The sequence below is a fragment of the Agrobacterium leguminum genome, assembly GCF_015704895.1.
In the GTDB taxonomy this organism is placed as follows: domain Bacteria; phylum Pseudomonadota; class Alphaproteobacteria; order Rhizobiales; family Rhizobiaceae; genus Agrobacterium; species Agrobacterium leguminum.
Map to the genome: position 1 here is coordinate 99,458 of NZ_JADQWB010000009.1, position 24,913 is coordinate 124,370.

21 protein-coding genes are annotated in these 24,913 nt (G+C 60.7%); 12 read left to right on the forward strand and 9 right to left on the reverse strand.

What is annotated here, in order from left to right:
• The first annotated feature begins 2 nt into the window (after positions 1–2).
• Genes I3J13_RS15085 through I3J13_RS15105 form a run of 5 tightly spaced genes read left to right on the forward strand, consistent with a single transcriptional unit; the run spans position 3 to position 4,688 of the window.
• Positions 3–875 (forward strand): branched-chain amino acid ABC transporter permease, encoded by an 873-nt coding sequence (locus I3J13_RS15085; RefSeq protein WP_196379315.1) that lies wholly within the window; start codon positions 3–5, stop codon positions 873–875.
• Complete coding sequence (locus tag I3J13_RS15090) at positions 872–1,780, forward strand: branched-chain amino acid ABC transporter permease (RefSeq protein ID WP_196379316.1); 909 nt, start codon at positions 872–874, stop codon at positions 1,778–1,780. Before I3J13_RS15085 ends, I3J13_RS15090 begins: the two co-directional genes overlap by 4 nt.
• Positions 1,777–2,505, forward strand: coding sequence for an ABC transporter ATP-binding protein (locus tag I3J13_RS15095; RefSeq protein WP_196379317.1), 729 nt, complete (start codon positions 1,777–1,779; stop codon positions 2,503–2,505). The genes I3J13_RS15090 and I3J13_RS15095 overlap by 4 nt, the downstream gene beginning before the upstream one ends.
• Positions 2,498–3,220 carry an ABC transporter ATP-binding protein gene (locus I3J13_RS15100; RefSeq protein WP_196379318.1) on the forward strand — a complete coding sequence of 241 codons (723 nt, stop codon included), beginning with the start codon at positions 2,498–2,500 and terminating at the stop codon, positions 3,218–3,220. The genes I3J13_RS15095 and I3J13_RS15100 overlap by 8 nt, the downstream gene beginning before the upstream one ends.
• Before the next feature lie 16 nt (positions 3,221–3,236).
• On the forward strand, positions 3,237–4,688 hold the full coding sequence (locus I3J13_RS15105; protein WP_196379319.1) for an aldehyde dehydrogenase: 1,452 nt from the start codon (positions 3,237–3,239) through the stop codon (positions 4,686–4,688).
• Between the two features lie 30 nt (positions 4,689–4,718).
• On the opposite strand, the gene I3J13_RS15110 is transcribed toward I3J13_RS15105, so the two are convergent.
• On the reverse strand, positions 4,719–5,615 hold the full coding sequence (locus I3J13_RS15110; protein WP_196379320.1) for a choline sulfate utilization transcriptional regulator: 897 nt from the start codon (positions 5,613–5,615) through the stop codon (positions 4,719–4,721).
• A gap of 94 nt (positions 5,616–5,709) precedes the next feature.
• Between I3J13_RS15110 and I3J13_RS15115 the strand changes: the two genes are divergently transcribed.
• Positions 5,710–6,663 carry a choline ABC transporter substrate-binding protein gene (locus I3J13_RS15115; RefSeq protein ID WP_196379321.1) on the forward strand — a complete coding sequence of 318 codons (954 nt, stop codon included), beginning with the start codon at positions 5,710–5,712 and terminating at the stop codon, positions 6,661–6,663.
• A 15-nt stretch (positions 6,664–6,678) separates the two neighbouring features.
• On the forward strand, positions 6,679–8,193 hold the full coding sequence (betC, locus tag I3J13_RS15120) for a choline-sulfatase (RefSeq protein ID WP_196379322.1): 1,515 nt from the start codon (positions 6,679–6,681) through the stop codon (positions 8,191–8,193).
• A 15-nt stretch (positions 8,194–8,208) separates the two neighbouring features.
• Here betC and I3J13_RS15125 read toward each other — a convergent pair whose 3' ends face one another.
• The 6 genes from I3J13_RS15125 to I3J13_RS15150 are packed head-to-tail and all read right to left on the reverse strand — an operon-like array spanning position 8,209 to position 14,720.
• A complete protein-coding gene (locus I3J13_RS15125; protein ID WP_196379323.1) occupies positions 8,209–9,102 on the reverse strand; it encodes a carbohydrate kinase family protein in 894 nt (297 codons plus the stop codon).
• Positions 9,099–10,139 carry an ABC transporter ATP-binding protein gene (locus I3J13_RS15130; RefSeq protein ID WP_196379324.1) on the reverse strand — a complete coding sequence of 347 codons (1,041 nt, stop codon included), beginning with the start codon at positions 10,137–10,139 and terminating at the stop codon, positions 9,099–9,101. Before I3J13_RS15130 ends, I3J13_RS15125 begins: the two co-directional genes overlap by 4 nt.
• On the reverse strand, positions 10,139–11,653 hold the full coding sequence (gene argH, locus I3J13_RS15135) for an argininosuccinate lyase (protein ID WP_196379325.1): 1,515 nt from the start codon (positions 11,651–11,653) through the stop codon (positions 10,139–10,141). The genes I3J13_RS15130 and argH overlap by 1 nt, the downstream gene beginning before the upstream one ends.
• A 4-nt stretch (positions 11,654–11,657) precedes the next feature.
• Positions 11,658–12,500, reverse strand: a complete 843-nt coding sequence (locus tag I3J13_RS15140; protein WP_196379326.1) for a carbohydrate ABC transporter permease — start codon at positions 12,498–12,500, stop codon at positions 11,658–11,660.
• Entirely contained in the window at positions 12,497–13,438 is a 942-nt protein-coding gene (locus tag I3J13_RS15145; protein ID WP_003521738.1) for a carbohydrate ABC transporter permease, read from the reverse strand. The genes I3J13_RS15140 and I3J13_RS15145 overlap by 4 nt, the downstream gene beginning before the upstream one ends.
• Before the next feature lie 16 nt (positions 13,439–13,454).
• Positions 13,455–14,720 carry an extracellular solute-binding protein gene (locus I3J13_RS15150; RefSeq protein ID WP_196379327.1) on the reverse strand — a complete coding sequence of 422 codons (1,266 nt, stop codon included), beginning with the start codon at positions 14,718–14,720 and terminating at the stop codon, positions 13,455–13,457.
• A gap of 242 nt (positions 14,721–14,962) precedes the next feature.
• Here I3J13_RS15150 and I3J13_RS15155 point away from each other — a divergent pair, with 242 nt between their 5' ends.
• From I3J13_RS15155 to I3J13_RS15165, 3 genes are read left to right on the forward strand one after another with little or no spacing between them, the layout of a single operon-like run.
• On the forward strand, positions 14,963–16,189 hold the full coding sequence (locus I3J13_RS15155) for an ROK family transcriptional regulator (RefSeq protein ID WP_196379328.1): 1,227 nt from the start codon (positions 14,963–14,965) through the stop codon (positions 16,187–16,189).
• A gap of 19 nt (positions 16,190–16,208) precedes the next feature.
• Complete coding sequence (locus tag I3J13_RS15160) at positions 16,209–18,611, forward strand: PIG-L family deacetylase (RefSeq protein WP_196379329.1); 2,403 nt, start codon at positions 16,209–16,211, stop codon at positions 18,609–18,611.
• Positions 18,608–19,519 carry an EamA family transporter gene (locus I3J13_RS15165; RefSeq protein WP_196379330.1) on the forward strand — a complete coding sequence of 304 codons (912 nt, stop codon included), beginning with the start codon at positions 18,608–18,610 and terminating at the stop codon, positions 19,517–19,519. Before I3J13_RS15160 ends, I3J13_RS15165 begins: the two co-directional genes overlap by 4 nt.
• Before the next feature lie 15 nt (positions 19,520–19,534).
• Here the strand turns inward: I3J13_RS15165 and I3J13_RS15170 are convergent, their stop codons facing one another.
• On the reverse strand, positions 19,535–19,996 hold the full coding sequence (locus I3J13_RS15170; protein ID WP_059756285.1) for a hypothetical protein: 462 nt from the start codon (positions 19,994–19,996) through the stop codon (positions 19,535–19,537).
• A 77-nt stretch (positions 19,997–20,073) separates the two neighbouring features.
• Positions 20,074–20,961, reverse strand: a complete 888-nt coding sequence (locus I3J13_RS15175; protein WP_196379331.1) for an AraC family transcriptional regulator — start codon at positions 20,959–20,961, stop codon at positions 20,074–20,076.
• 198 nt (positions 20,962–21,159) lie between these two features.
• Here I3J13_RS15175 and melA point away from each other — a divergent pair, with 198 nt between their 5' ends.
• Together melA and I3J13_RS15185 are read left to right on the forward strand one after the other, a co-directional pair.
• Complete coding sequence (gene melA / locus I3J13_RS15180; protein ID WP_196379332.1) at positions 21,160–22,626, forward strand: alpha-glucosidase/alpha-galactosidase; 1,467 nt, start codon at positions 21,160–21,162, stop codon at positions 22,624–22,626.
• Positions 22,627–22,734: 108 nt separating this feature from the next.
• On the forward strand, positions 22,735–24,822 hold the full coding sequence (locus I3J13_RS15185) for an ABC transporter substrate-binding protein (protein ID WP_196379333.1): 2,088 nt from the start codon (positions 22,735–22,737) through the stop codon (positions 24,820–24,822).
• The last annotated feature ends 91 nt before the right edge of the window (positions 24,823–24,913 follow it).

Sequence of the window (24,913 nt, forward strand, 5' to 3'; positions counted from 1 at the left end):
CCTTGTTCTTATCCACCCTCATCTTCGGCTTGATGCTGGGAGGGACCTATGCGCTGATCGCGCTTGGACTTTCGCTGCAATATGGCATCGCCCGCATCATGAACCTTGCCTATGGCGAAGTGCTGATTGCGGCTGCCTTCATCACCTTCGTGCTGTTTTCCAGCTATGGCCTGTCGCCGCTCCTGTCGCTGTTCATCATCGTGCCGCTCGGTTACGCCCTGTCTTTCGTGATCTACCGGGTCATGATGCGGCCGCTGGTGCGCCGTTCGGGCGGCTCCGGCCGTCTGGAAGTCGATTCCATTCTGGCGACCTTCGGGCTGCTCTTCGTTATCCAGGGCATCATGCTCGTGGTGTTCGGCGGCAACTACCATTCCTATTCCTATCTCTCCGATGGCGTCGACATCTTCGGCACGACGGTAGCGCTGAACCGGCTTTTGTCGTTCATCCTGTCGGTCGCAATCGGCGGCGGGCTTTATCTGGCGCTCACCCACAGCCGCTGGGGGCTCAACCTGCGGGCGGTGGCGCTTGCGCCCAAATCTGCGCCGCTGGTCGGTATCGATGTGAACCGCGTTGCCTCAATCGGTTTTGCCCTTGGCGGCGCACTCGCCGTGGCGGGTGGAGTGATGATCTCGATGTACCAGACCTTTTCCGCCTCCTATGGCGTGGTCTTCACCATGAAGGCGCTTGTCGTCGTCATCATGGGCGGTGTGGGCAATCTCCTCGGTGCGCTGGTGGCCGGCCTGCTGCTCGGCCTCGTGGAAACCTTCGTGCTTGTTTATGTCGATCCCGGCCTCACGCTTGCCGCCACCTATCTGCTTTTCCTCGTGGTGCTGCTCTGGCGTCCGGAAGGCATCTTCGCAAGGAGGGGCAAATGATCCCGCTTCTCATCGGCCTTGCCGCAGCCGCGCTGCTGGCGCTTTCCCCCTTCTTCTTCGATGCCTATGGTGTCGGCGTCATCATCGGCCTTCTCGGTTATACGACGCTCGCCTCTGCCTGGGCGATGTTCTCCGGCCCGACGCGTTATATTTCGCTCGCCACCGTCGCCTTCTTCGGTGTCGGGGCCTATACGGTTGCGGTGCTGAGCGAGGTTCTGCCATGGCCGCTCGTGCTCCTGTGCGCGGCCCTTGTCGGCGCGGCGCTGGCGCTTGTCGTCGGGCTTTCCACACTGCGCGTCGCCGGCATTTATTTCGTGATCTTTTCCTTCGGTCTTGCTGAGCTCATCCGCCAGCTCATCACCTGGTATGAGGTGAATGTGACCGGCACGCTCGGGCGCTATATCTTCCTGCCGCTGGAGCCGCGGCATGTGCTCTGGCAATTGCTGGCGCTGGCTGTCATCACCCTTCTGCTGACAATCCTGATCGACCGCAGCAAGCTCGGACTGGCGCTGAAGGCGATCGGTGACGACGAGGTCGTGGCCGCCCATGCGGGCATTAATCTCGCCCGCACCAAGCTTACACTCTTTGTGCTGTCGGCCACGATCATCACGCTTGTCGGCGCTATTCAGGCCCCGCGCTGGGTCTATATCGAGCCGGCCATCGTCTTTAATCCGCAGGTATCGTTCCTCACCGTCATCATGGCACTGCTTGGCGGAGCCACACGCCGCTGGGGACCTATCCTCGGTGCGGTGCCGCTGTTCCTGCTGTTCGAGTGGCTGGGCGCCAACTTCCCCAACCATTTTTCCATCATTCTCGGCGCTCTCTTCATCCTCATCGTCTTCGTGCTGCCGGATGGCGTGCTGGCGGCGCTGGAGAAGTTGCGCAAAAAGGAGAAAGCCGCATGAGCGCCGTTCTCGAAATCACCGATATCCGCAAGACCTTCGGCGGGCTGAAGGCCGTGGATGGGCTTGGTCTCACCATCGAGGCCGGCGAGGTCGTCGGGCTGCTCGGGCCGAACGGTTCCGGCAAGACGACGCTGATGAACCTGATCTCCGGGGCCCTGAAGCCGACCGAAGGGTCGATACGGCTGAAAGGGCAGGAGATAGCGGGCCGGCGGCCGGATGTGATTGCACGCGCCGGCGTGGCGCGCACCTTCCAGCTCGTGCGGCTTTTGCCGTCGCTTTCCCTGCTTGAAAACGTTGCCGTATCGGCCATGTTCGGGCCACAACGCCTGTCCCGTCTCGACGCGGAGAAGGTCGCGCGCGCCTGCCTTGAAAGAATAGGCCTTGCCGGGCGGGAGACCCTACCGGCTGGCGATCTCACCTATATCGACCAGAAGCGGCTTGAACTGGCGCGTGCGCTGGCGGGCGAACCGAAGCTTCTGCTTCTCGACGAATGGCTCGCTGGCCTCAACCCCACGGAACTGCAGGAAGGAATAGCGTTGATCCGGCGGCTGGCCTCCGAGGGAACGACGATCCTGCTGGTGGAACATATCATGGCCGCCGTGCGTGCCCTTTGCCCGCGCTCCGTGGTCATGGCGGCCGGCCGCAAGATCGCCGATGGGCCGACGGCAACGGTGCTTGACGATCCGCAGGTCATTTCCGCCTATCTGGGAGCGGCACATGCTTGAAATAGATGCACTGACAATCCGTTACGGCAAACATCTCGCGGTTGACGGCATATCGCTCAATGTCGCCAAGGGCGAAACGGTGGTGCTGCTCGGCGCCAACGGTGCGGGCAAGTCGTCACTGCTGAAAGCGGTCGGCGGCATGGTGGCGTCGGCCTCCGGCGACGTGCGCGTCAACGGTGCGTCTCTTGCCGCCGTCCCCGCCCATCAGATCGTGGAACGGGGCGTGGCGCTGGTGCCGGAGGGGCGCGGAATTTTCGCGGCGCTGACGGTGGAGGACAATCTCCGTCTCGGGGCCAATCCCCGCCATGCCCGTTCAGCGGAAACGGCGACTCGCGAACATATTTTCTCGCTGTTTCCGCGCCTTGCCGAGCGGCGGCAGCAGCTTGCCGGCACCATGTCCGGCGGCGAACAGCAGATGGTCGCCATCGGGCGGGCGCTGATGTCGGCACCGGATTATCTGCTGCTGGACGAGCCGAGCCTTGGCCTTGCGCCCATCGTTACGCAGGAACTCTTTGCCGCCTTGGCGGAGATCAAGAAGAGCGGCCTTTCCATTCTGCTCGTGGAGCAGAATGTGCGCGAAAGCCTCGCGCTTGCCGATCGCGGTTATTTGCTGGAAGCAGGACGGATCGTCGGGGCAGGCACGGCTGAGGCCCTGTCCGCCGATCCCGCCGTGCAACGGGCGTTTCTCGGCGGCACCACCGCCGCCATTGTCTGAATTCAGGAGGAAGACCATGCAGACTGTCAATCTTTTCATCGGCGGCGACCATTGCCCGGCCGCGAGCGGCAAGCGTTTCGAACGCAGCAACCCCATTACCGGCGACGTGGCGACGAGTGCTGCGGCGGCAACGGTGGAGGACGCTACCCGTGCGGCCGATGCCGCGGCCGCCGCTTTCTCGGTCTGGTCGGCAACGCCGCCCGGCGAACGCCGCCGCCTGCTTCTGGCTGCCGCGCAGGCGCTTCTCGCCGCCGGGCCTGATATTACCCAGGCGATGAAGGAGGAAATTGGCGCGACCGATGCCTGGGCCGGTTTTAATGTGAAGCTCGCAAGCGACATGCTGGTCGAGGCGGCAAGCCTGACGACCCAGATCAAGGGCGAGATCATTCCTTCCAACCGTCCGGGAGCCATGGCGATGGCGCTGCGTCAGCCGGCGGGCGTTGTGCTGTCCATCGCGCCGTGGAATGCGCCGGTCATTCTCGGCGTGCGCTCCATCGCCACGCCGCTTGCCTGCGGCAATACGGTTGTGATGAAGACCTCGGAACTTTGCCCGCGCACCCATGCGCTGATCATCGAGGCAGTCGCTTCCGCCGATCTGCCCAAGGGCGTGCTCAACGCCGTCTCCAATGCGCCGGAAGATGCGGCAAAGATCGTCGATACGCTGATCGCACACCCCGCCGTCAGACGCGTGAATTTCACCGGTTCGACCCGCGTCGGCCGCGTGATTGCCGAAACGGCTGGCCGTTACCTGAAACCCGCTTTGCTGGAGCTTGGCGGCAAGGCGCCGTTCATCGTGCTTGACGATGCCGATATCGATGCGGCCGTCGCAGCCGCCGCTTTCGGCGCCTATATGAACCAGGGCCAGATCTGCATGTCGACGGAACGCATCATTGTGCTCGACAGCGTTGCCGATGCATTTGTGGAGGCCTTCGCCAAAAAAGCGTCGAGCCTCACGGCTGGCGATCCGCGTGAGGGCAAAACACCGCTCGGCTCACTGGTCAGCGCCGAAGCGACATCGCGCATTCGGGCGCTGGTGGATGATGCCGTTTCCAAGGGCGCACGACAGGTCGCCGGTGGCGGCGGCAACGGCACGATGCTCGATGCGATTGCCGTTGATGGCGTCACCCCCGCCATGCGGCTCTATGCGGAGGAAAGTTTCGGTCCGGTCGTTTCCATCATCAGGGCCGGCAGCATCGATGAGGCGGTGAGCATCGCCAACGAAACCGAGTTCGGTCTTTCCGCCGCGATTTTCGGCAGGGATCAGGCACGAGCGCTTTCGATTGCCGCCCGCATTGAAAGCGGCATATGCCACATCAACGGCCCAACCGTTCACGATGAAGCTCAGATGCCCTTCGGCGGGGTCAAGGCTTCCGGTTACGGCCGCTTCGGCGGTACGGCGGGCATTGCGGAATTCACCGAGCTGCGCTGGGTCACGCTGCAGGACGGGCCGCTGCATTATCCGATCTGAACCGGAAACGGTACAGGCTGGCGGGCGGCGTCATCGCCGCTCGTCGATCAGCCAGCCGGTGAGTTTTCTCACCGCGCTGTCGCTGCTTTTCGGCCGCATCAGCCAGTAGCCGCGTCCCGGCGCATCGAGGCTTGGGCCGGCCGTCACCAGCACGCCGGCTTCGAGCAGCGGATCGACCAGCCCGGCCCAGCCGAGCGCGAAACCCTGTTCGCCGATGGTTGCCTGCACCACCATGGTGTAATTGTTGAAGCTGATGTCGCCGCCATCATGGTCGGCCGTTCTCTGCACGCCGAAATGCTTGAAATAGGAAGGCCAGTCGAACCAGTGCGCCTGCGAGGTATTTTCGAGGTGGATGAGCTTCCGTCGCGAAAAATCCGCAACGGTCGCGGGTGCCGATGTCCCGGCCAGCAGGGCAGGCGAGCAGACCGGCGTGACCTTTTCCGAAAGCAGCAATACCGCCCCGTCACCCGCTTCCTGACGCGTGCCGAAAATGATCATCACGTCGCTATCGTGTTTGCCCTGACCGAGCGGATCCTGCGTGGCGACGATCTGGATGTTGATGTCGGGGTTGAGCGCGCGAAAACCATGCATGCGCGGGATGAGCCACAGGGACGAGAAGGCATAGTCCGTGTGCAGACGGATGGTCTGCCGCTCCTCCGTCCGGCGCAGCTGTTGTGCGAGAAGGTCGATGGCGTCGATATTGCGCGAGACGATCTCGAACAGCCTCTGACCCTCCGTCGTCAGTTCGATGCCGCGATGTTTGCGGCGGATGAGGATTACGCCCAGCTCATCCTCCAGCCTACGAATCTGATAGCTGACGGCAGGCTGCGTCAGCCGCAGGGATGCCGCCGCCGCCGTCAGGCTGCCGCGGCGGGCAACCTCGGTGAAAATGCGCATCCATCCCAGATCGAGCGGCCGGTCTGACATTAAAATTCCTTATATCAACTATCGAAAAATACCCGCTTCACAGGCAAAAGCAACGTGGTGTTCAATAAACTGGATTGATAAAAGGGGAGCCGCAATGAAAACCATTTCTCATCTGCATCGCATCGCCGCCGGTCTCTTTCTGTCCGTGGCGGCCTTCTCAACCCCGCTTCAGGCGGCCGATGACGCGGCCTGCAAGACGATCCGTCTCAGTGATCCCGGCTGGACCGACATTACCGCCACCAATGGCGTCGCCTCCGTGCTGCTGGATGCCTTGGGTTATGAAGCCGACGTCAAGACACTGTCGGTGCCGATCGGCTATCAGGCCATGAAAAACGGCGAAATCGACGTTTTCCTCGGCAACTGGATGCCGGCCCAGAAATCCTTCGTGGACGATCTGAATGCCGCCAAGGCGGCGGAGGTGATGACGAAGAACCTCGAGGGCGCCAAGTTTACACTGGCCGTGCCAGCCTATATGGCGGAAAAGGGCGTCAAGGATTTCGCCGATCTGGCAAAGCACGCCGATGAATTCGAAAGCAAGATTTATGGCATCGAGCCGGGCGCACCGGCCAACCAGAATATCCAGAAGATCATCGACGCCAATGATTTCGGCCTGAAAGGCTGGCAACTCGTCGAATCCGGTGAGCAGGCCATGCTGGCGCAGGTGGAACGGGCGGGCAGGGACAAGAAGGCCGTGGTCTTCCTCGCCTGGGCGCCGCATCCGATGAATGAGAAGATCGATATTGCCTATCTCTCCGGCGGTGACGCCTATTTTGGCCCGAATTTCGGGGGTGCGGAAGTTTATACGCTTTCCCGTACCGGCTGGCCGCAGCAATGCCCGAATGCAGCAACGCTGTTCAAGAACCTGAAATTCGATATCAGCATGGAAAACACCCTGATGGGCTCTATTCTCGGTGGCGAGGATTCCAGGGCGGCGGCGACAGCGTGGCTGAAGGCAAATCCGAAAGCGCTGGATAGCTGGCTGCAGGGTGTTACCACGCTGGATGGCAAGCCGGGGGCGGACGCCGTCAAGGGCAAGCTTGGCCTCTAAAATCGGAAAGTGGAAATGCCGCGTCCCAATATCCTGATCCTGATGGCCGACCAGTTCAACGGGACGTTTTTTCCCGATGGCCCGGCCGATTTTCTTCACGCGCCACATCTCAAAACACTGGCGAAGCGGTCCGTCCGCTTCGCCAACACCTATACGGCAAGCCCGCTCTGCGCGCCGGCCCGCGCCTCCTTCATGTCCGGGCAATTGCCGAGCCGCACGCGGGTTTACGACAATGCCGCTGAATTCGCTTCCGATATTCCGACCTATGCGCACCACCTGCGGGCGGCGGGTTATTACACCGGCCTTTCAGGAAAGATGCATTTCGTCGGCCCGGACCAGCTGCATGGCTTCGAGGAGCGCCTGACGACGGATATTTATCCCGCCGATTTCGGCTGGACACCCGATTATACCAAGCCGGGTGAGCGGATCGACTGGTGGTATCACAATCTCGGTTCGGTCACCGGCGCAGGCGTCGCCGAAATCACCAACCAGATGGAATATGATGACGAGGTGGCCTATCACGCCACCCGCAAGCTCTACGACCTGTCGCGCCGCCTCGATGACCGGCCGTGGTGCCTGACGGTCAGCTTCACCCACCCGCACGATCCCTATGTGGCGCGGCGCAAATTCTGGGACCTCTACGAGGATTGCCCGGCGCTCGATCCGCAGACATCGGCCATCGCCTTCGAAGAGCAGGACCCGCATTCGAAACGGTTGCTGAAAGCCTGCGATCACGAAGCTTTCGATATTTCGCCAGAGCAGATACGCCGCGCACGGCGCGGCTATTTTGCCAATATCTCCTATATCGATGAGAAGATCGGTGAAATCCTCGACGTCTTGAAGGCGACTCGAATGGAGGAGGACACGATCATCCTGTTCCTGTCCGACCATGGCGATATGCTGGGCGAGCGCGGGCTGTGGTTCAAGATGTGTTTCTTCGAGGGTTCCGCCCGCGTGCCGCTGATGATCACCGCGCCGGGCTGGCAGCCGGTTTTGATCGACACGCCGGTTTCGACGCTGGATGTCACGCCGACGCTCTGCGGTCTGGCGGGGCTCGATATCACATCGCTCAAACGCTGGACGGATGGCGAAGATCTGGCGGCGCTGGCAGCGGGAACTGGCGAGCGCGGCCCGGTGCCGATGGAATATGCCGCCGAAGGCTCGATAGGGCCGCTCGTCGCCCTTCGCGACGGCCGCTACAAGCTGTCGGTCTGCGAGGCCGATCCGCCGTTGCTCTATGATATCGAGGCGGACCCGGAGGAACGCACGAACCTTGCCGGCGACCCTGCTTTCAGCACCGTCCTCTCATCGCTTTGCGCTGAAATCGACCGGCGCTGGCAGCTCCCGGTTTTCGACGCGGCGGTGCGGGAAAGCCAGGCGCGGCGCTGGGTGGTCTACAAGGCGTTGCGCAACGGCGCTTATTACCCGTGGGATTACCAGCCTTTGCAGAAAGCCTCCGAGCGCTATATGCGCAACCACATGGACCTCAACGTGCTGGAGGAAAACCAGCGGTATCCGCGCGGGGAGTGAAGCGGGCAGGGCGGATCAGGCGGGCGTACGCACCTTGGGAGCGCCGCCTGCCGCCTGCACGGCAAGGCTTCCCGCTGCAACACCGGCTTCAAGGCAGAGTTTCTCTTCCTCTCGCCGCAGCCATGCATCGATGAAGCCGGCATTGAAGGCATCGCCCGCGCCTGTCGTATCGACCACCGGGACTTTTTTCGCCGCCGCGTGATGGAAACCCGCAGGCGAGGAGACCCAGGCGCCCTGCGCGCCGCCCTTCAGGGCCACGACGGGAAAGGCTCCGGACAAAGCGGTGAGGGCTGCTTCAGGGTTTGCATGGCCCGTGATCGCTTCGGCTTCTTCGAGGTTGGGCAAAAACACGTCGACGCCGGCACAGGCCCTGAGCAGGCCCTTGTCATAGATCAGCGAGGCATCCCAGCTCGGATCGAGTGAGACGGACAGTCCATTATCCTTGGCGCGGGAGATGAGATCGGGGATTTCGTGCAGTGTGGCGAATTCGGCGATATGCAGATGGCGGGCCTTTTGCCAGCTAAAAGCGGCATCGAGGGTGGATGGCCGGGCGGCGCCGGCGCGGCGCGTCAGGAATGCGCGGTCATGACCAACCACCGTCGCAACCGTGACTTGCGGTCCCGCATCCGCCGAATGTTCCAGAAATTGCAGGTCCACACCGCTCTGCCGCATTTTTTCGCCGATGGCGCATGAGAAGGTGTCGGTGCCGAGCCTTGCCAGCAGCGCGGCCGTGCGGCCGATATGGGCGAAATGGGCGGCGGCGATGAAAGCTCCGCCGCCTGCGGCGATTTCCATGTCGCTGGCAAAAAGCTCCCGGCCGAGCACCGGCAATTCGTCAAGCCCGGTGAAAATGAGGTCGCAATAGATCCGGCCGATGCTGATGACGGCTGATTTTTCTGTTGTCATCATGCGCGGCCCAGAAGCTTTTCCGTTTTGGCGTCGAAAAGGTAAAGCGCGCCCGTTTCCGCCCGGCATTGCAGCTGGCTGCCGACGGCGGGAATGGATTTGCCCCTTGCCGTTGCGATTACGGAGGTGGTCGCCGTATCCAGGTGCACCAGCGTTTCCGGGCCGAGCGGCTCCACCGCCGTTACCGTTCCCTCAAGCGAGAAGGCGTTCGGGGTGGCATCGGCTTCTCCAACAAGCAGATCATGGGGGCGAATGCCGATCAGCAGCTCGCCCGTGGCCGACGGCGCGACGCTGTTCGTCGTTCTGGCGCCGCGCAACAGGTTCATTGAGGGGCTGCCGATGAAACGCGCGGTAAAGACATCCACCGGCGTCTCATAAAGCTCCGTCGGCGTGCCGACCTGCAGGATATGACCGTCCTTCATCACGACGATCCGGTCCGCCATGGTCATCGCTTCCACCTGATCGTGGGTCACGTATACGGTCGTTGTCTTAAGACGCTGGTGCAAACGTTTGATTTCAATGCGCATCTGCGATCTCAGCTGCGCGTCGAGATTGGAGAGAGGCTCGTCGAAAAGAAAGGCTGCGGGATCGCGCACCATGGCGCGGCCGATGGCGACACGCTGCCGCTGGCCGCCCGACAGGGCCGCGGGCCGGCGGTCGAGCAGGGCTTCCAGTCCCAGCACCCGGCCGGCCTCTTCGATGCGCCGGTTCTTTTCCTCGCGGTCGAGCTTCGATGTATAAAGCCCGAAGCCGATATTCTGGCGAACGGTCATATGCGGGTAGATCGCATAGTTCTGGAAGACCATGGCGATGTTGCGCTGTTTCGGTTCTTTCTCGTTGACGACATTTCCGGCGATTTTCAGCGTGCCGTCGGAAATCTCCTCCAGCCCGGCGATCATGCGCAGCGTGGTGGATTTACCGCAGCCGGAAGGGCCGACGAAAACCACGAATTCGCCGTCTTCAATGGCAAGGTCGATGCCCTTGACCGCCTCCACCTTGCCGTAGCGCTTTACCAGTTGATTGAGTTCGATTGTCGCCATTATCGCGCTCCCGTCAGGGCGGTAAATTTTTCTGCCAGCTCGGCAGCTTTCGCCGCTTCGTAATCGGCGGATCGTTGTGCTTCGGCCTCAAACGCACCGAGCTTGCCGCGATAGGCCGCAATCGCCTCCCGCATCGGTTCAGGGGCAGGGCCGCCGAAGCGGCTGCGAACGGCGACGAAATGTTCCGGCGAGACGATCTGCCTGAATTTTTCCTCATCGATGCCGGTTTTGCGGCCCGCCAGTTCCTCGAACGCCTTGAGGAAAGGCTGGTAACCGTCATTCGGCAGATCGCCCTTCAGCGCGACGACGCTTCTGGCGACGGTTGCCGCAATCTCATGGGCCTGCCGGAAAGACAGGTCTTCGATGCGGACGAGCGAATCCGCCAGTTCCGTGATGGTGATGCAGGAACGGCGAATATTCTGCTCGACCCTTTCCGGGTCGATGCTGATCTGGCCGACGAGGCTGGCGAGGAGATCGAGTACCCGGCCGGCAGAAGTGAAGGCCTCGTAACCCATGCCCTGGGTTTCACCCTCGCTGTCATTCATGTCGGTGAAGGGCGTATTGTGCATCACATCGAGCACGGTCCGTGCCCGGCCGAATGTCTGGCTGGCGAGGTGGCGCAGATGTTCGATGGGGACCGGGTTGCGCTTCTGTGGCATGATGGAGGAAATCTGCACCAGCGAATTCGGCACATAGATCTGGCCCACTTCAAAGCTCGTCCAGAACTGGAAGTCCTGAATGAGCCGGCCGAGATGCAGGAACATCAGCTCGATCGCGGCATAGGTTGCCGTCGTGTAGTCGACGGCGGCAATGCAGGAATAGGAATTACGTAAGGGTGCGGCAAAACCGAGAAGCTCGGCAACACGCGCCCGGTCGATGGGAAAGCCCGAGGTGGTGATGGCGGCAGCCCCCATCGGCGAGAGATCGACGATACGACGGGCATCCGCGAAGCGGTCAATATCCCTGATCAACACCTCGATGGCGGCCGAGAGGTAATGGCCGAAGGTGGTGGGCTGGGCGGGCTGCCCATGCGTATAGGCCACAATCAGCGTGGATTGATTACGCTCGGCGGTATCGATCAGGGCTTTCAGCAGCACGCGCGCCTTGGCGGTGAGCGTATCGATCTTGTCCTTGAGGCCGATCTTGAACAGCGTGTGGTCGATGTCGTTGCGCGAACGGGCCGTGTGCAGGCGGCCGGCGATATCGACGCCGATACGGGCTTTCAGTTCCTTTTCGATCAGGAAGAAGAAATCTTCGACCTCGCCGGTATAGACCAGCTCCGATGGCTCGATGGTTCTGTCGATGTCTTCCAGCGCTCCGGCGATCTTCGCCGCCGTGTCAGCATCGAGAATGCCGGTTTCGCGAAGCATGACCAGATGGGCACGGTCGATGCGGCGGAAACCGTCGACATGGTGGTTCTTCGCGCCGTCAAACAGCGGGCGCAGAACCGTTTCCTTGTAGACCGGATCGGGAAATTTGCTGGTATCCGACAGGCGCGGGTTCATATCGGCCATGATATTATCCTTTCAGACCCGCCAGCATCACGCCGCGAACGATGTAGCGTTGCAGGACGATGAAGACGATAAGGGTGGGGATGGTCGCAATGGCGGCGCCGGTCATGATCATTTCCCACTGGATCTGCTGCTCCACCGCAAAGCTCGAAAGCCCGACCGGCAGCGTGTAAAGTTCCTTGCTTGTCGTGACGATCAGCGGCCAGAAGAAGGCTGTCCAGTTGCCGAGGAAGGTGAAGATGGCGAGTGCGGAAAGCGCCGGCGTGACCAGCGGCAGGGCGACCTTCCACCAGATCTGGAATTCGTTGAGCCCATCGACGCGCGCGGCCTCGATGAAGTCGTTCGGAACCGTCTCGAAGAACTGCTTCATCAGGAAGGTGCCGAAAGCCGTCATCATGCCGGGGAACATGATGCCCCAGTAGCTATCGAGCCAGCCCAGCTGGCTGGACATCAGATACCAGGGAATGACCAGCATTTCGGTCGGGATCATCAGCGTCGAGAGGATCGCCAGGAAGATGAAATAACGGCCGCGAAACTCGAATTTTGCCAGCGTGTACCCGACCAGACTGTCAAAGAAGCAGTTGGAAACGGTGACGATGACCGCAACCAGCATCGAGTTGGAGAACCAGCGCAGGAAACGGCCGTCTGCCATGACGGTGATGTAATTCGCAAGCGTCGGTGCAGCCGGAATGAGCCTGAGATCATAGACCTGGTCCGCCGTCTTGAACGATGTCGAGAACATGAAGAGCAGCGGCGAGACCATGATGAGGCCGCCGATAAACAATATGGTCCAGGCGATAATACGGCCGGGGCGGATGCGGGCGTGGGAGAGTGGCGGCGCTTCGCTCATTTCTTTTCCCTCAGGACCCAGAGCTGGATCAGCGATACGACGAGAAGAATGGTGAAAAGAACGACCGTCTGCGCGGCGGCATAACCCATCGCATAGGAGTTGAACGCGGTCTGGTAGATCATCAGCACCAGCGGCTTGGTGGAGCCGAGCGGTCCGCCCGGATCATTGGTGGTCATGTTGTAGACCTGGTCGAAGATGCGCAGGAAGCCGATGGAGGAAAACACCACGAGGAAAACGGTGGTGGGTTTCAGGAGCGGCAGCGTGATCTTGCGCAGGATCGCCCATTCGCCGAGGCCGTCGATGCGCGCGGCTTCATAAAACGTTGTCGGAATGGCGCGCAGGCCGGCCATGAAGATGATGATCTGGAAACCGAGGCCCGCCCAGATGGCGGTTATCATGATCGAATAAAGCGCCTGATCGGTGGAGCGGATGAAAGGCTGCTGCGGAATGCCGAGAAGCCCAAGCACGTCGTTGATGATGCCGATGGGCGGCGGCTGATAAAACCAGCGCCAGACCCAGGCCATCGCGGCGGCCGTCGTCAGATAGGGCAGGAAATAGAGCGCGCGGATGAAGCCGTGCAGGATGCGTACCCGGTCGAGATAAAAGGCGATGACGAAAGCCAGAACGAGGCTGATCGGCGTGCCGATGATGAGATAGGTGAAGGTGTTCCTGAAGACTTTCCAGAATTGCGGGTCCTTGAACAGCTTCACATAATTGGCGATGCCGATGAACTTCGCCGGTCGCAGCAAATCCCAGTTGGTGAAGGACAGCCAGAAGGCCTGCAGCGTCGGGTAAAAACGAATGACGCTGTAAAACAGGATCGGGATCGCCAGAAAGCTCCAGATCCACAAAAGCCGTTTCGTGCGCATGGAAAGGCGGTCTCCGAAGGAGCCGCCGGGGCGGCCGGATGCCGCCCCCTGTTGATCGATCGCTGTCATGTCGGACCTGCGGGTTTTAAGGTTTCGCCGCGTCGATGATTTCCTGCTCGGCCTCGGCGGCCTGCTTGACGGAATCCTCGACGGACTGGCCCTCGAGCAAGATCCGGTTCGTCATGTCGATGGCATTCTGCCGCTGGGCGGCTTCGTCCTTGAACAGGGTCGTATGGGCGTATTCGAGGCCCTTCAGGAACGGCGCGTAGACCGGGTCCTTCAGGTTCTCTTCGGTCAGTGCCGCGGCGCGCCGCGCCGGCAGCTCGCCGACAGTCTTCAGCCAGATCGCCATGGCTTCCGGTGAGGAGATGTAAGCAAGGAATTTCTTGGAGGCTTCCAGTTCCTCGCCGCTCGTCTTGGCGCTGATGCCGTTGGCGAAATAGCTGGCATAGTTGGAGCGGATATTCTTGTCATTGGTGGGAAGCTCGGTCACGCCCCACTCGAAATCCTTGATGGTCCTGAAGGATCCCAGACGGAACGTGCCGTCGATGGTCATGCCAGCCTTGCCGGCGCGGAAGGCGGCCTGGCCTTCATCCATGAAGCCCACCTGACCGATCTTCTTCTCAAGCTGCAGGCTCGTATAGAACTTCAGGGCCTGAACGCCTGCTTCGCTGTTATAGGCGACCTTCTGGTCGTTGTCGATGTAGGGCTCGCCACCGAACTGGCGGATGAGAACCTCACGCCACCATTGATGGTCCTGTCCGCCCATGTCGAGCGTGGAGCCGGCAACGGTGAGGTTTCCGGCGGCATCGTGCTTGGCGATCTTTTCCGCAGCAGCGACGAATTCATCCAGCGTTTTCGGCGGATTGGCGGGATCGAGGCCGGCTTCGGTGAAGAGCTTCTTGTTGTAGAAGAGCGCCAGTGAGCGAACCGCCGTCGGCAGGCCGTAATAATCGTCGCCGCGCTTCATGGCGCTGACGATGGGGAAAAATTCGCTTTCGATCTTGTCATGCGGGAAAGCATCGGCCGGCAACGGCTGCAAGATGCCGCCGGCTGCGAATTTGTCCAGCCAGCCGTAGAAGAGCTGCATCACGTCCGGGCCTTTGCCGGAAAGATTGGCGGCGATGACGCGCGTCTGGTAATCGGCGTAAGGGAAGGTCACCTGCTTGACGGTGATATCAGGATTGGCCTTCTGGAATTCCGCGATCAGCTCGTCCATGGCCTTCACGCGTGTATCGAAGACATATTGCCAATATTCGATTTCAACCGCCTGTGCGGCGTTGAATGCGAATGTGCTGAAACCGGCGACCAAGCCGGCGAACAGAGTTGCCCTGCGCATGTAAGCCTCCATTTCCTCCGTCCGGTCTTCCGGATGCGGAGCGATCGTTCCCTTTATCCGCGCTTTCGCGCGCGTTCATCGATTTGCCGGCAGCGGAGTTTCCTCTTCCGCCCCATGCAAGCCTGACCCCCGGTCGCTCTCTACGGTTCTCTGAAGGCGCGCATTTGTCAATAAGATAATTTACTTGAATTATTATATTGCGCTTATCGTCAATTCGACGCTATGAATTTTCCAAGAGACGGGAAGTTGAAGAGATGACGGTGCACACGGTGGACGCTTATCCCGTAGCAATCGGAAAAAATCCTGAGCGGAGCCGCGAACACAACAGGCGAGTCGTGCTCGACATCGTCCGGCGGCACGGGTCGCTCGGCCGCGCCCAGATCGCCAAGATCACACATCTGACACCGCAGGCGGTCGCCAATATCGTCGACGAGCTGATGGGCGAGGAATTGTTGAAGGAACTCGGCCGCCGCCGCACCGGCAGGGGCCAGCCGCCGATCCAGTTCGCCGTCAACCCGGATGGCGGGGCGACCATCGGTGTGGAAATCGCCGCCGACCATATGGTCACGGTCGGTCTTGATCTTGCCGGCGTGTTGCGTACCCATCGTGTTACTCCCCTCAAGGACACGACGCCGGACGCCATATTCACGACCTTTGCCGCAGAACATGCCGCTGTTGCGAAAAATCTCGGCTGCAGGCTGCTCGGCACCGGGGTTGTCATGCCCGGTCCCTTCGAGATCGATGGCATGACTTCCGTCGGACCGACGACGCTTTCCGGCTGGGGTGGCATCGATGCCCGGCAGATGCTGGGGGAAGCCTGCGGCCAGCAGGTCGTGGTGGAAAACGATGCGACGGCCGCAGCGGTCGGGGAACGGCTGTTCGGTGCGGGGCTGGCCATCCCGAATTTCTGCATGATCTATTTCGGCGTCGGTATCGGCCTCGGCATCATTCAGGACGGATCGCCCTATCGCGGCGCGTTTGGAAATGCCGGCGAAATCGGCCATGTGACCGTCTCGCCGAAGGGAAGGCCTTGCCCCTCCTGCGGGCAGAGAGGGTGCCTCGAAGCCTATGCCTCGGTTTATGTGCTGAAGGAAAAACTTGTCTGCGCCGGTGTCGTGGATACGGAGCTTGACGATCTGGAAGCCCTGTTCAAAGCGGGCAATCCGGTGGTGATGGAATGGATTGAGGAGGCCGCCGCTCATCTGGCGCCCATGGTTGCCATGCTCGAGAATATTCTCGATCCCCAGACAGTCATTCTCGGCGGTGCGCTACCTGAAATCGTCATCAGCGAAATCATTGCGCGGATGGGGCCTTTGCCAACCTCGGTCGCAAGCCGGCGGCAGCGGGAACTGCCGCGTGTCATCCACGGCAAGTCCGGCCAATTGACCGCCGCACTCGGCGCCGCCGCCTTGCCGCTGTTCGACATCGTCACGCCAAAACTCGAGACATCCATGGGAGCCGCAGCGCAGGCACCCGGCTGAATATTGGAGGAGACCGCCCATGCTTAACCCCCGGGAGCGCATCGAACGGCAGATGGCCGATCCGTGGCTTGTACGCCTGCACCGCAAGCTGAGCGCGCTGAAATCCACCGTCACCGTTATGCATACCGGCGCACACCCGGACGACGAGCAGAACGGACTTCTGGCTTATTTCCGCATGGAACTCGGCATGAGGATCATCATCGCCTGCTCGACGCGTGGCGAGGGCGGGCAGAATGCGCTGGGGCCGGAGCGGCTCGGCGCGCTTGGCGTCATCCGATCGCGCGAGCTGGAGGAGGCCGCTCGCGTCATCGATGCTGATATCAGCTGGCTCGGCCATGGCCCGGCGGATATCATTCACGACTTCGGTTTTTCCAAGGATGGCGACCAGACCTTTAACCGCTGGGGGCAGCAACGCATTGTCGAGCGGCTGGTGCGCGCCTACCGCAAGGAACGTCCGGATATCGTCATTCCGACCTTTCTCGATGTGCCGGGGCAGCACGGGCACCACCGCGCCATGACGCGGGCGGCAAAGAGCGCCATCGCGCTCGCGGCCGATCCTGCCGCCTATCCCGAGCATTTCGCCGAGGGGCTGAAACCGTGGAAGGTGGCGAAGTTCTATCTTCCCGCCTGGTCGGGCGGTGGCGATACCTATGATGACGAAGTGCCGCCGCCGGAAACGACGCTGACGATCAATGTTCCGGGCAGGGAGCAGGCCACCGGTGCGCAATATGACCGCATCGGCGAATGGTCGCGTTATTATCACGCCTCGCAGGGAATGGGGCATTGGCCGCAGCGGGCGCAGGAGGTCTGGCCGCTGCATCTCGAACTCTCGGACGCCGTCGGTGGAGAGGAAAGCTCGATCCTCGACAGGTTGCCGTCTTCACTCACCGACCTTGCGACTTTTCCGGGGCTGGATGCCGGACTGGCAAAGGCGCTGGTCAAGGCCGAACAGGCAATAACCGAAGCAATCGCGGCATTTCCCGACAGGCAGCGGATCACGGCGTCACTTCTTGCGGCGGCGGCTCTTTTGCAGACGGTGGATGAAGCCGCAGCCACGGATTTCAGGGAGCTGCACGGGCATCGGATCGCGCGCAAGCGGGCGCAGGTCGACGCCGCTATCCTGACGGCGCTCGATGTTTTCGAGCGGGCCTATGCCGAGCCGGCGGAGATCGTTCCGGGCGGGACATCGTTTCTTGCCGTGGAGCTTTCAGACAAGGCGGCTGAATTTGATGTCGAGGTCACGCCGGTCCTTCCATCGGGTGTCTCGTCATCCATTCAGTCGCGTGGCGAGACGCTGGTCTTTTCGCTTGCCGCCGATCGGGATGCTGCAGTTTCGGAGCTTTACCAGCCCGACTGGAAAGCCTTAGGCGGCAATGGCCATGCCTCTGTGCTGCTTTCCGCAACGGTTGAAGGCAGAAAGGTCTCGGCCGCCTTCGATCTGGAGGAGCCGTTTTTCGTGACGCCCGCGCAGTCGCTGACGATAGCGCCAGATGCCCTTCTGGTGCCGCTTGGACAGCGGCAGGACGCCCATGTCTTTCAGGCGCATATAAAGGGTGCCGATGTGCCGCTGTCGTTCAGGAATACGGGCGGCTGGAACCTGCGCAAGCGCGGCGGCGACTGGATTGCCGAACGCACTGGCGATGCGAAGGCGGGCCTTGCCCAGATCGAGGCGCTCGTCGGTTCACAACCCGCATTCCAGATCACGCCCATCGCTTATCCGCATATCGGCAGGGCAAGGTTTCTGGCGCCTTCCGTTTTGAAAATCCTGTCGCTGGACCTCAAACTGCCCGAAGGCGCGCGCGTCGGTTATGTCGGCGGTGGCGCCGACAGGGTGGGTCTCTGGCTTTCGCGCATGGGCCTCGATGTCACCGAACTCGATGCTCAGGCGCTTGGCGGCGACCTGTCGTCCTTCACGACGATCGTTATCGGCATCTTTGCTTTCGGCATCCGCAAGGATCTGGCCGCGGCAACAGAAAAGCTTCATCGTTTCGTTGAAGATGGCGGCCATCTCGTCACGCTCTATCACCGACCGACCGATGGATGGAACCCGGAGACGACGCCTGTGAGGCGGCTTGAGATCGGCAAGCCTTCCTTGCGCTGGCGGGTGACCGACCCGAGGGCGGAGGTGACGGTGCTGACGCCCGAACATCCGCTGCTTGTCGGCCCCAACAGGATCGATGCCGCCGACTGGGCGGGTTGGGACAAGGAACGCGGGCTTTATTTCGCCTCGCGTTGGGACGATGTCTACGAGCCGTTGCTTGCGATGCATGATGTCGATGAGCAGCCGCTCAAGGGCGCGCTGGTCTCCGGTATCATAGGCAAGGGCCGTCACACCCATACCAGCCTCGTGCTGCATCACCAGATGGACAAGCTTGTGCCGGGGGCCTTCCGCCTCATGGCCAATCTTGTACAGCCGGCGTGAATGGCGACGGAAAGAGCGAAAGTGTAGAAAACCCGCGCGACGCCAATGCCCGCGCGGGCATTGGCTGGCTGCTTATGGATATGGCCCTCGTTTCGGGTGGAATGACAGCGCTCGTCAAGGCGCATGGCGTTACCTATCCAGCTTTCCAGCTCGTCTTCATAAGGGCGATGATCGGTCTGCTCTTCATTCTGCCGCTCATCTGGCGACACCGAATGGAAATGGCGCGCGTCCGATATCCATGGCGCAATATTTTCCGGATTTGCTGCAACGCCATTGCGCTTACCAGCAATTTTATCGCTATCACTCTTCTGCCGCTTGCCACTGTCAATGCCGTCGGTTTTTCGCGGCCGTTGGTGACGATGGCGATGGCCGTTGCCGTTTTAGGGGAAAAAGTGAGCCGATATCGCTGGGCGGGGGCGTGTCTTGCCTTTGTCGGCGTTCTGATCGTCATCGGGCCGGGCGGCGCGGCGTTCAATGCGGGGGTGCTGGTTGTCCTCGTCTCGGTGGTGTTTGGTGCTCTTGCCGTGATCCAAACCCGGGCGCTGCGGCAGGAAAACACCACGGTGATGATGGTGTTCTATACGGTCGGCCTTGCCGTCATCACCGCCGTTCCGGCGATCTGGACATGGAAGCCGGTCGCGCCGCTGGACTGGGGGCCGTTGCTCGCCATCGGCCTGCTGGCGCAGCTGGGGCAATATTGCTTCCTGCGGGCCTATCGCATTGCCGATGCCAGTGTCCTTGCACCCGTTGGCTATTTATCGATCCTGTTCGTGACCGCTGTTGGATATTTCCTGTTTGACGAGGTGCCGGAGGCCCGTGTGGTGGTCGGTATCGTCATTATTCTCGTTGCCTTGCAGTCAACTGCCCTTGCGGAATATCTCCTGAAGAGGCTGCGCCGCAAACGGTGACGGAGCGCTCTGCCTCTATTGCGCGAGAAGCCGGAGCCTGACCCAGTTCAGTGCCGCAAGTTTGAAGCGATCGTAAAACGACCGCGCGAAACGCACATAGCGCATGATCCATGCGAGCCAGGGATAGGTGAGGAGTTTTTCCCGGCCGGCGTGATAAATGCGCTCGACGATCAGGAATGTCGCGAGATGAGCGAGGACCGTCAGAACCAGCCCCACCTTGACGGCGCCATGGGCAATGAGGACGAGACCGATGATCTTCATCGGTTCGGCGATGGCGAAGGGCACGGCGAGGCAAAGGAGAATGGCAAGACGCGGCAATCGCGCGATCCGGCTTTCCAGTCGCTTGATGAATGTCAGCCCGGATATGGCCCTGATGACGGGCCGGTAGAGCGGGCGGAAAATGCCGTCCAGGATCAGGGCGAAAACGATGATCGCCCGAAGCGGGAAAACGAGGATCGTCCGGATTATGCTCTTCACCTCGGCGGGTCTCCAATAAGGGTGCAACGCCCATCCTTAATCGCCTGAAACATGTCAAAACGAAGTCGTGTTGTCGTTCAGCCCTGCCGCACACTCGCATACATGCCGGTGGTGCGGAATTCGCTCGGATTGGTGCCGTAGAGCCTGCGAAAAACCTTGGAGAAATAGTTCGGGTCCTCGAAACCGCACAGCACCGATACCTCCTTGATGGGAAGGTTGGCAGCCGAGGTGAGAAGCTTGGCTGCCCGCCGCAGGCGTCGCTGCAGCACGAATTCCGCTGGTGACAGGCCCTCGCTCGCTGCGAAGATGCGGGAAAAATGCGCGCGGCTAAGGCCTGCTACCGCCGCAAGGTCGCTGACCGAAAGCCGTTCGCCGAGATGGCTGTCTATGTAGCTCAGCACCTGCTGCATGGTGCGATATTCACCGCCAAAAGAAGGATGAGAGCCGAAGACATCGTCATAAAGCGTCATCGCCGCTTCATAAGCGACGGCGGAGGCGGCGCCTGGCGTTTCCGCGCCATTGACGAGGCGCGAGCAGCATTCGGCAAGATGATCCACGGTTTCGGGCTGGAGTTTGAGGATCGGGCCGGTGACGGAGAGGATATTGCGGTGAATGCGCAGGGCTTCCTCGCCATTCATGGAAATCCAGAAGAACTCCCATTCTTTGCCGTCTTCCAGCCAGTAGCGGTGATTGTGCGGTATGAGCAGCAGCAGGGTTTCGCCCGGCCTCACCACATAATGGCGGTTCTCGTAACGCAGGTTGCCCTGTCCGGCGATGCAATATTGTAGCACGGTAAAAGGCGTCTGGCCGCGTTTGCGCCCGTCCCAGTCGTAATTGCCGCCGCTGCGGATTTCATAGCCGCTGCTGGTCGGCATGGTGTGCAGCGTCTGGCGGCCGCGCGGCAGCGAGACTGTTCGCATGCCGGGTCCCTGATCGATCAAATCTCGCAGCACAAAATTACCCATGAAAGCATAATCCTTCTCTGGTCCTCACCGATATTATACGCATAATCCCGATCCGAGGAGACAGCCAGCGGGATATTGCTGCTGAAAAATTGGGAGTAAGGCCGGTTTTCCGGGATTCTTACGGGTATTTTTCTGTGGTGCCATATTTACGATCCTTCGGCCCGTTTCACCCGTTCGATTTGCAACAGAGGTGGCGTTATGAGTTTCAAAATCGCTATTATTGGCGCAGGCAGCGTCGGTTTCACGAAAAAACTGTTCACCGATCTCCTGTGTGTGCCGGAGTTTCGCGATATTGAAGTCGCGCTGACGGATATCAGCCAGCACAATCTGGATATGATCAGGGCGATCCTCGAAAAGATCGTCGAGGCCAATGGTTTCCCCGTCAAGGTGACGGCCGATACTGACCGCAGGCGGGCGCTGGAGGGCGCGAAATACATCATCAGCTGCGTGCGGGTCGGCGGGCTGGAAGCCTATGCGGACGATATCCGCATTCCGCTGAAATACGGCATCGACCAGTGCGTGGGCGACACGATCTGCGCCGGCGGCATTCTCTACGGTCAACGCAACATTCCGGTCATTCTGGATTTCTGCAAGGATATCCGCGAAGTCGCCGCACCGGGTGCAAAATTCCTGAACTATGCCAATCCCATGGCGATGAATACATGGGCAGCCATCGAATATGGCAAGGTGGATACGGTCGGTCTCTGCCACGGCGTGCAGCACGGCGCGGAACAGATCGCCGAAATTCTCGGTGCGAAAAGCGTGTCCGAGCTGGATTACATCTGCTCGGGCATCAACCACCAGACATGGTTCATCGATCTGAGGCTCAACGGTCGCAAGATCGGCAAGGACGAGCTGGTCGCCGCCTTCGAGGCGCATCCGGTCTTCTCGCAGCAGGAGAAACTGCGCATCGACGTGCTGAAGCGGTTCGGCGTCTATTCGACAGAAAGCAACGGCCATCTCTCCGAATATCTGCCGTGGTATCGCAAGCGGCCGGAGGAAATCGCCCGCTGGATCGATATGTCCGACTGGATTCACGGGGAAACCGGCGGTTATCTCCGCCACTCCACCGAAACGCGCAACTGGTTCGAAACCGAGTTTCCGCAGTTTCTTGCCTCCGCCGCCAAGCCCATCGACCCGGCGAAGCGCTCCAATGAACATGCAAGCCATATTCTGGAGGCACTTGAGACGGGGCGTGTCTATCGCGGCCATTTCAACGTCAAGAACAATGGCGTCATCACCAATCTGCCATCGGACGCCATCATCGAATCCCCCGGTTTCGTCGACCGTTTCGGCATCAATATGGTCTCGGGCATAACGTTGCCGGAAGCCTGCGCAGCCACCTGCATGGCGTCCATCAACGTGCAACGCATGTCTGTCCATGCGGCGGTGAGCGGCGATATCGATCTTCTGAAGCTCGCCGTGCTGCACGATCCGTTGGTCGGCGCCGTCGCCACGCCGGAGGAGGTCTGGCAGATGGTGGATGAGATGGTCGTCGCGCAGGCCCGCTGGCTGCCGCAATATGCCGATGCCGTGCCGGCGGCGAAGGAGCGGCTTGCGAAATCCAGCGTCAAGACCCGCGACTGGGCCGGTGCCGCCCGCCGCAATGTGCGCTCCATCGAAGAACTGCGGGCCGAAAAATCGGCGCTGAAAAAGGCTGTTTGAAGGAAAAGGCATGGGAACAGGCCGGGCGGCGGAAGGGAGTTCGTCGCCACGGCCAGAACGATCACAGAGGGTGGGCGGTCGAAGAGCTGCCATTTGGGAGGAATGACGATGTTACTTCAACGCAGGATCGGTATCATCTCGGCACTGGGTCTCGGTGTTTCGATGATCGCACTCAATGCGAATGCCTTCGAGACCGCCACGCCGCCGGAGCCGCCGCAATTTCCGGCCGAAGGCAAGATCAATTATGTGGCGCGCGACTCGATCCTCGAATTCAAGGCGCTGCCTGATTACAGCGAGCCTGACTGGGTCAGCGAGAAATTCGAAAAGACCGGCAAGCTGCCGCCCTTGAAGGAGCGCCTGCCGGAAGAACCGCTGGTCTACAAGACCGGCAATATGCCCGACGGTATGGGCGTTTACGGCGATACGATGCGCCATGTGGTGGGCGGCCGGCCCGAGGGCTGGAACTATATTGCCGGCCAGAGCCAGGGCTGGGGCGGCATCGATATCGCCCTTTCCGAATGCCTGACGCGCACCGCACCTCTCTTTCAGGTGGATGCCAAGGACACAGAACCGCTGCCCAATCTCGCCAAAAGCTGGGAATGGTCCGAGGATGGCCACAAGCTGACGATGCATCTCGTCAAGGGCGCCAAATGGTCTGATGGCGAGCCCTTCAACGCCGATGACGTGATGTTCTATTGGGAAGATGCCGTCGTCGATCCCAATGTTTCACCGCTTGGCGGCGGCGCATCGCCCGAGGCTTTCGGTGAGGGAACGACGCTCACGAAGGTTGATGATTATACGGTGGAGTGGACCTTCAAGAGCGCCTTTCCCAAGCAATATCTCTATACCATGGCCTATCCGAGCTTCTGCCCCGGGCCGTCGCATATTCTGAAACCGCAGCATCCGAAATATTCCAAGAACACCTACAATCAGTTCAAGAACGCTTTCCCGCCGGAATATATGAACATGCCGGTCATGGGGGCATGGGTGCCGGTCGCTTATCGTCCCGATGACATCATCGTGCTGAGGCGCAATCCCTATTACTGGAAGGTCGATGAGAGGGGTCAGCAGCTGCCTTATCTCAACGAGGTCCATTATAAGCTCTCCACCTGGGCTGACCGCGATGTGCAGGCTGTGGCGGGATCGGGCGATTTCTCAAATCTCGAACAGCCGGAAAATTTCGTCGCCTCGCTGAAACGCGCCGCCGACCCCAATGCGCCGGCACGTCTCGCCTTCGGCCCCCGTCTCATCGGCTATAATCTGCAGATGAATTTTTCCGCCAATGGCTGGGGCAATCCGGATGAGCGCGGGCAGGCCATTCGCGAGCTGAATCGCAACGAGGTGTTCCGTCAGGCGGTCACATCGGCCATCGACCGCAAGGCGGTCGGCGACTCGCTGGTGAAGGGGCCGTTCACGGCGATCTATCCGGGCGGCATTTCGTCTGGCACCAGCTTCTATGACCGCGCCTCCACGGTTTATTATCCCTTCAACCTCGAGGCCGCCAAGGCCGCACTCGCCTCGATCGGCCTGAAAGATACGGACGGCGATGGTTTCCTGAATTTCCCGAAGGAAACGCTGGGTGGCCGCAATGTCGAAATTACCCTTCTCGTCAATAACGGTTACGCGACGGACAAGAGCCTTGCGGAAGGTCTTGTTGGCCAGATGGCGAAACTCGGCCTGCGCGTCGTCATCAACAGTCTCGATTCCAACCAGCGTGATGCCGCCCATTATGGCGGGCAGTTCGACTGGCTGGTGCGGCGCAATTCCACCGAGCTTTCGTCCGTGGTGCAGAATACCGAGCAGCTTGCCCCTGTCGGCCCGCGCACCAGCTGGAACCACCGCTCGCCCGAAGGCAAGGAACTCGATCTGATGCCGTTCGAGAAGGAGATGGCCGACATCGTTCGCAAGTTCATCTCCTCGCAGGACAATGCCGAGCGGGCGGAACTGATGAAGCAGTATCAGAAGGTCTATACGCAGAACCTCTATACGATCGGTCTCACAGAATATCCCGGCGCGCTGATCGTCAACAAGCGGTTCTCGAATGTGCCGCAGGGCACACCGATCTTCATGTTCAACTGGGCCGAAGATTCCATCATTCGCGAACGCCTTTGGGTCGCGGCGGATAAGCAGGGCAAATACGAACTCTTCCCGCAGCAGCTTCCCGGCAAGCCGGGTGAGGGCGGGCCGATCAACTAAAGCATTTCCGGTAAAACTGGACCCCGGTTTCCCGTCTGGAAATGCGAATATCTTGAAGTACTCCTCCCGGAGAACACCCGGTACCGGTCGC

Bases quoted from the DNA above. Each gene is read 5' to 3' on its own strand.
- I3J13_RS15090 (WP_196379316.1), top strand. From the start codon at position 872: ATGATCCCGCTTCTCATCGGCCTTGCCGCAGCCGCGCTGCTGGCGCTT.
- I3J13_RS15095 (WP_196379317.1), top strand. From the start codon at position 1,777: ATGAGCGCCGTTCTCGAAATCACCGATATCCGCAAGACCTTCGGCGGG.
- I3J13_RS15100 (WP_196379318.1), top strand. From the start codon at position 2,498: ATGCTTGAAATAGATGCACTGACAATCCGTTACGGCAAACATCTCGCG.
- I3J13_RS15105 (WP_196379319.1), top strand. From the start codon at position 3,237: ATGCAGACTGTCAATCTTTTCATCGGCGGCGACCATTGCCCGGCCGCG.
- I3J13_RS15110 (WP_196379320.1), bottom strand. From the start codon at position 5,615: ATGTCAGACCGGCCGCTCGATCTGGGATGGATGCGCATTTTCACCGAG.
- I3J13_RS15115 (WP_196379321.1), top strand. From the start codon at position 5,710: ATGAAAACCATTTCTCATCTGCATCGCATCGCCGCCGGTCTCTTTCTG.
- betC (WP_196379322.1), top strand. From the start codon at position 6,679: ATGCCGCGTCCCAATATCCTGATCCTGATGGCCGACCAGTTCAACGGG.
- I3J13_RS15125 (WP_196379323.1), bottom strand. From the start codon at position 9,102: ATGATGACAACAGAAAAATCAGCCGTCATCAGCATCGGCCGGATCTAT.
- I3J13_RS15130 (WP_196379324.1), bottom strand. From the start codon at position 10,139: ATGGCGACAATCGAACTCAATCAACTGGTAAAGCGCTACGGCAAGGTG.
- argH (WP_196379325.1), bottom strand. From the start codon at position 11,653: ATGGCCGATATGAACCCGCGCCTGTCGGATACCAGCAAATTTCCCGAT.
- I3J13_RS15140 (WP_196379326.1), bottom strand. From the start codon at position 12,500: ATGAGCGAAGCGCCGCCACTCTCCCACGCCCGCATCCGCCCCGGCCGT.
- I3J13_RS15145 (WP_003521738.1), bottom strand. From the start codon at position 13,438: ATGACAGCGATCGATCAACAGGGGGCGGCATCCGGCCGCCCCGGCGGC.
- I3J13_RS15150 (WP_196379327.1), bottom strand. From the start codon at position 14,720: ATGGAGGCTTACATGCGCAGGGCAACTCTGTTCGCCGGCTTGGTCGCC.
- I3J13_RS15155 (WP_196379328.1), top strand. From the start codon at position 14,963: ATGACGGTGCACACGGTGGACGCTTATCCCGTAGCAATCGGAAAAAAT.
- I3J13_RS15160 (WP_196379329.1), top strand. From the start codon at position 16,209: ATGCTTAACCCCCGGGAGCGCATCGAACGGCAGATGGCCGATCCGTGG.
- I3J13_RS15175 (WP_196379331.1), bottom strand. From the start codon at position 20,961: ATGGGTAATTTTGTGCTGCGAGATTTGATCGATCAGGGACCCGGCATG.
- melA (WP_196379332.1), top strand. From the start codon at position 21,160: ATGAGTTTCAAAATCGCTATTATTGGCGCAGGCAGCGTCGGTTTCACG.
- I3J13_RS15185 (WP_196379333.1), top strand. From the start codon at position 22,735: ATGTTACTTCAACGCAGGATCGGTATCATCTCGGCACTGGGTCTCGGT.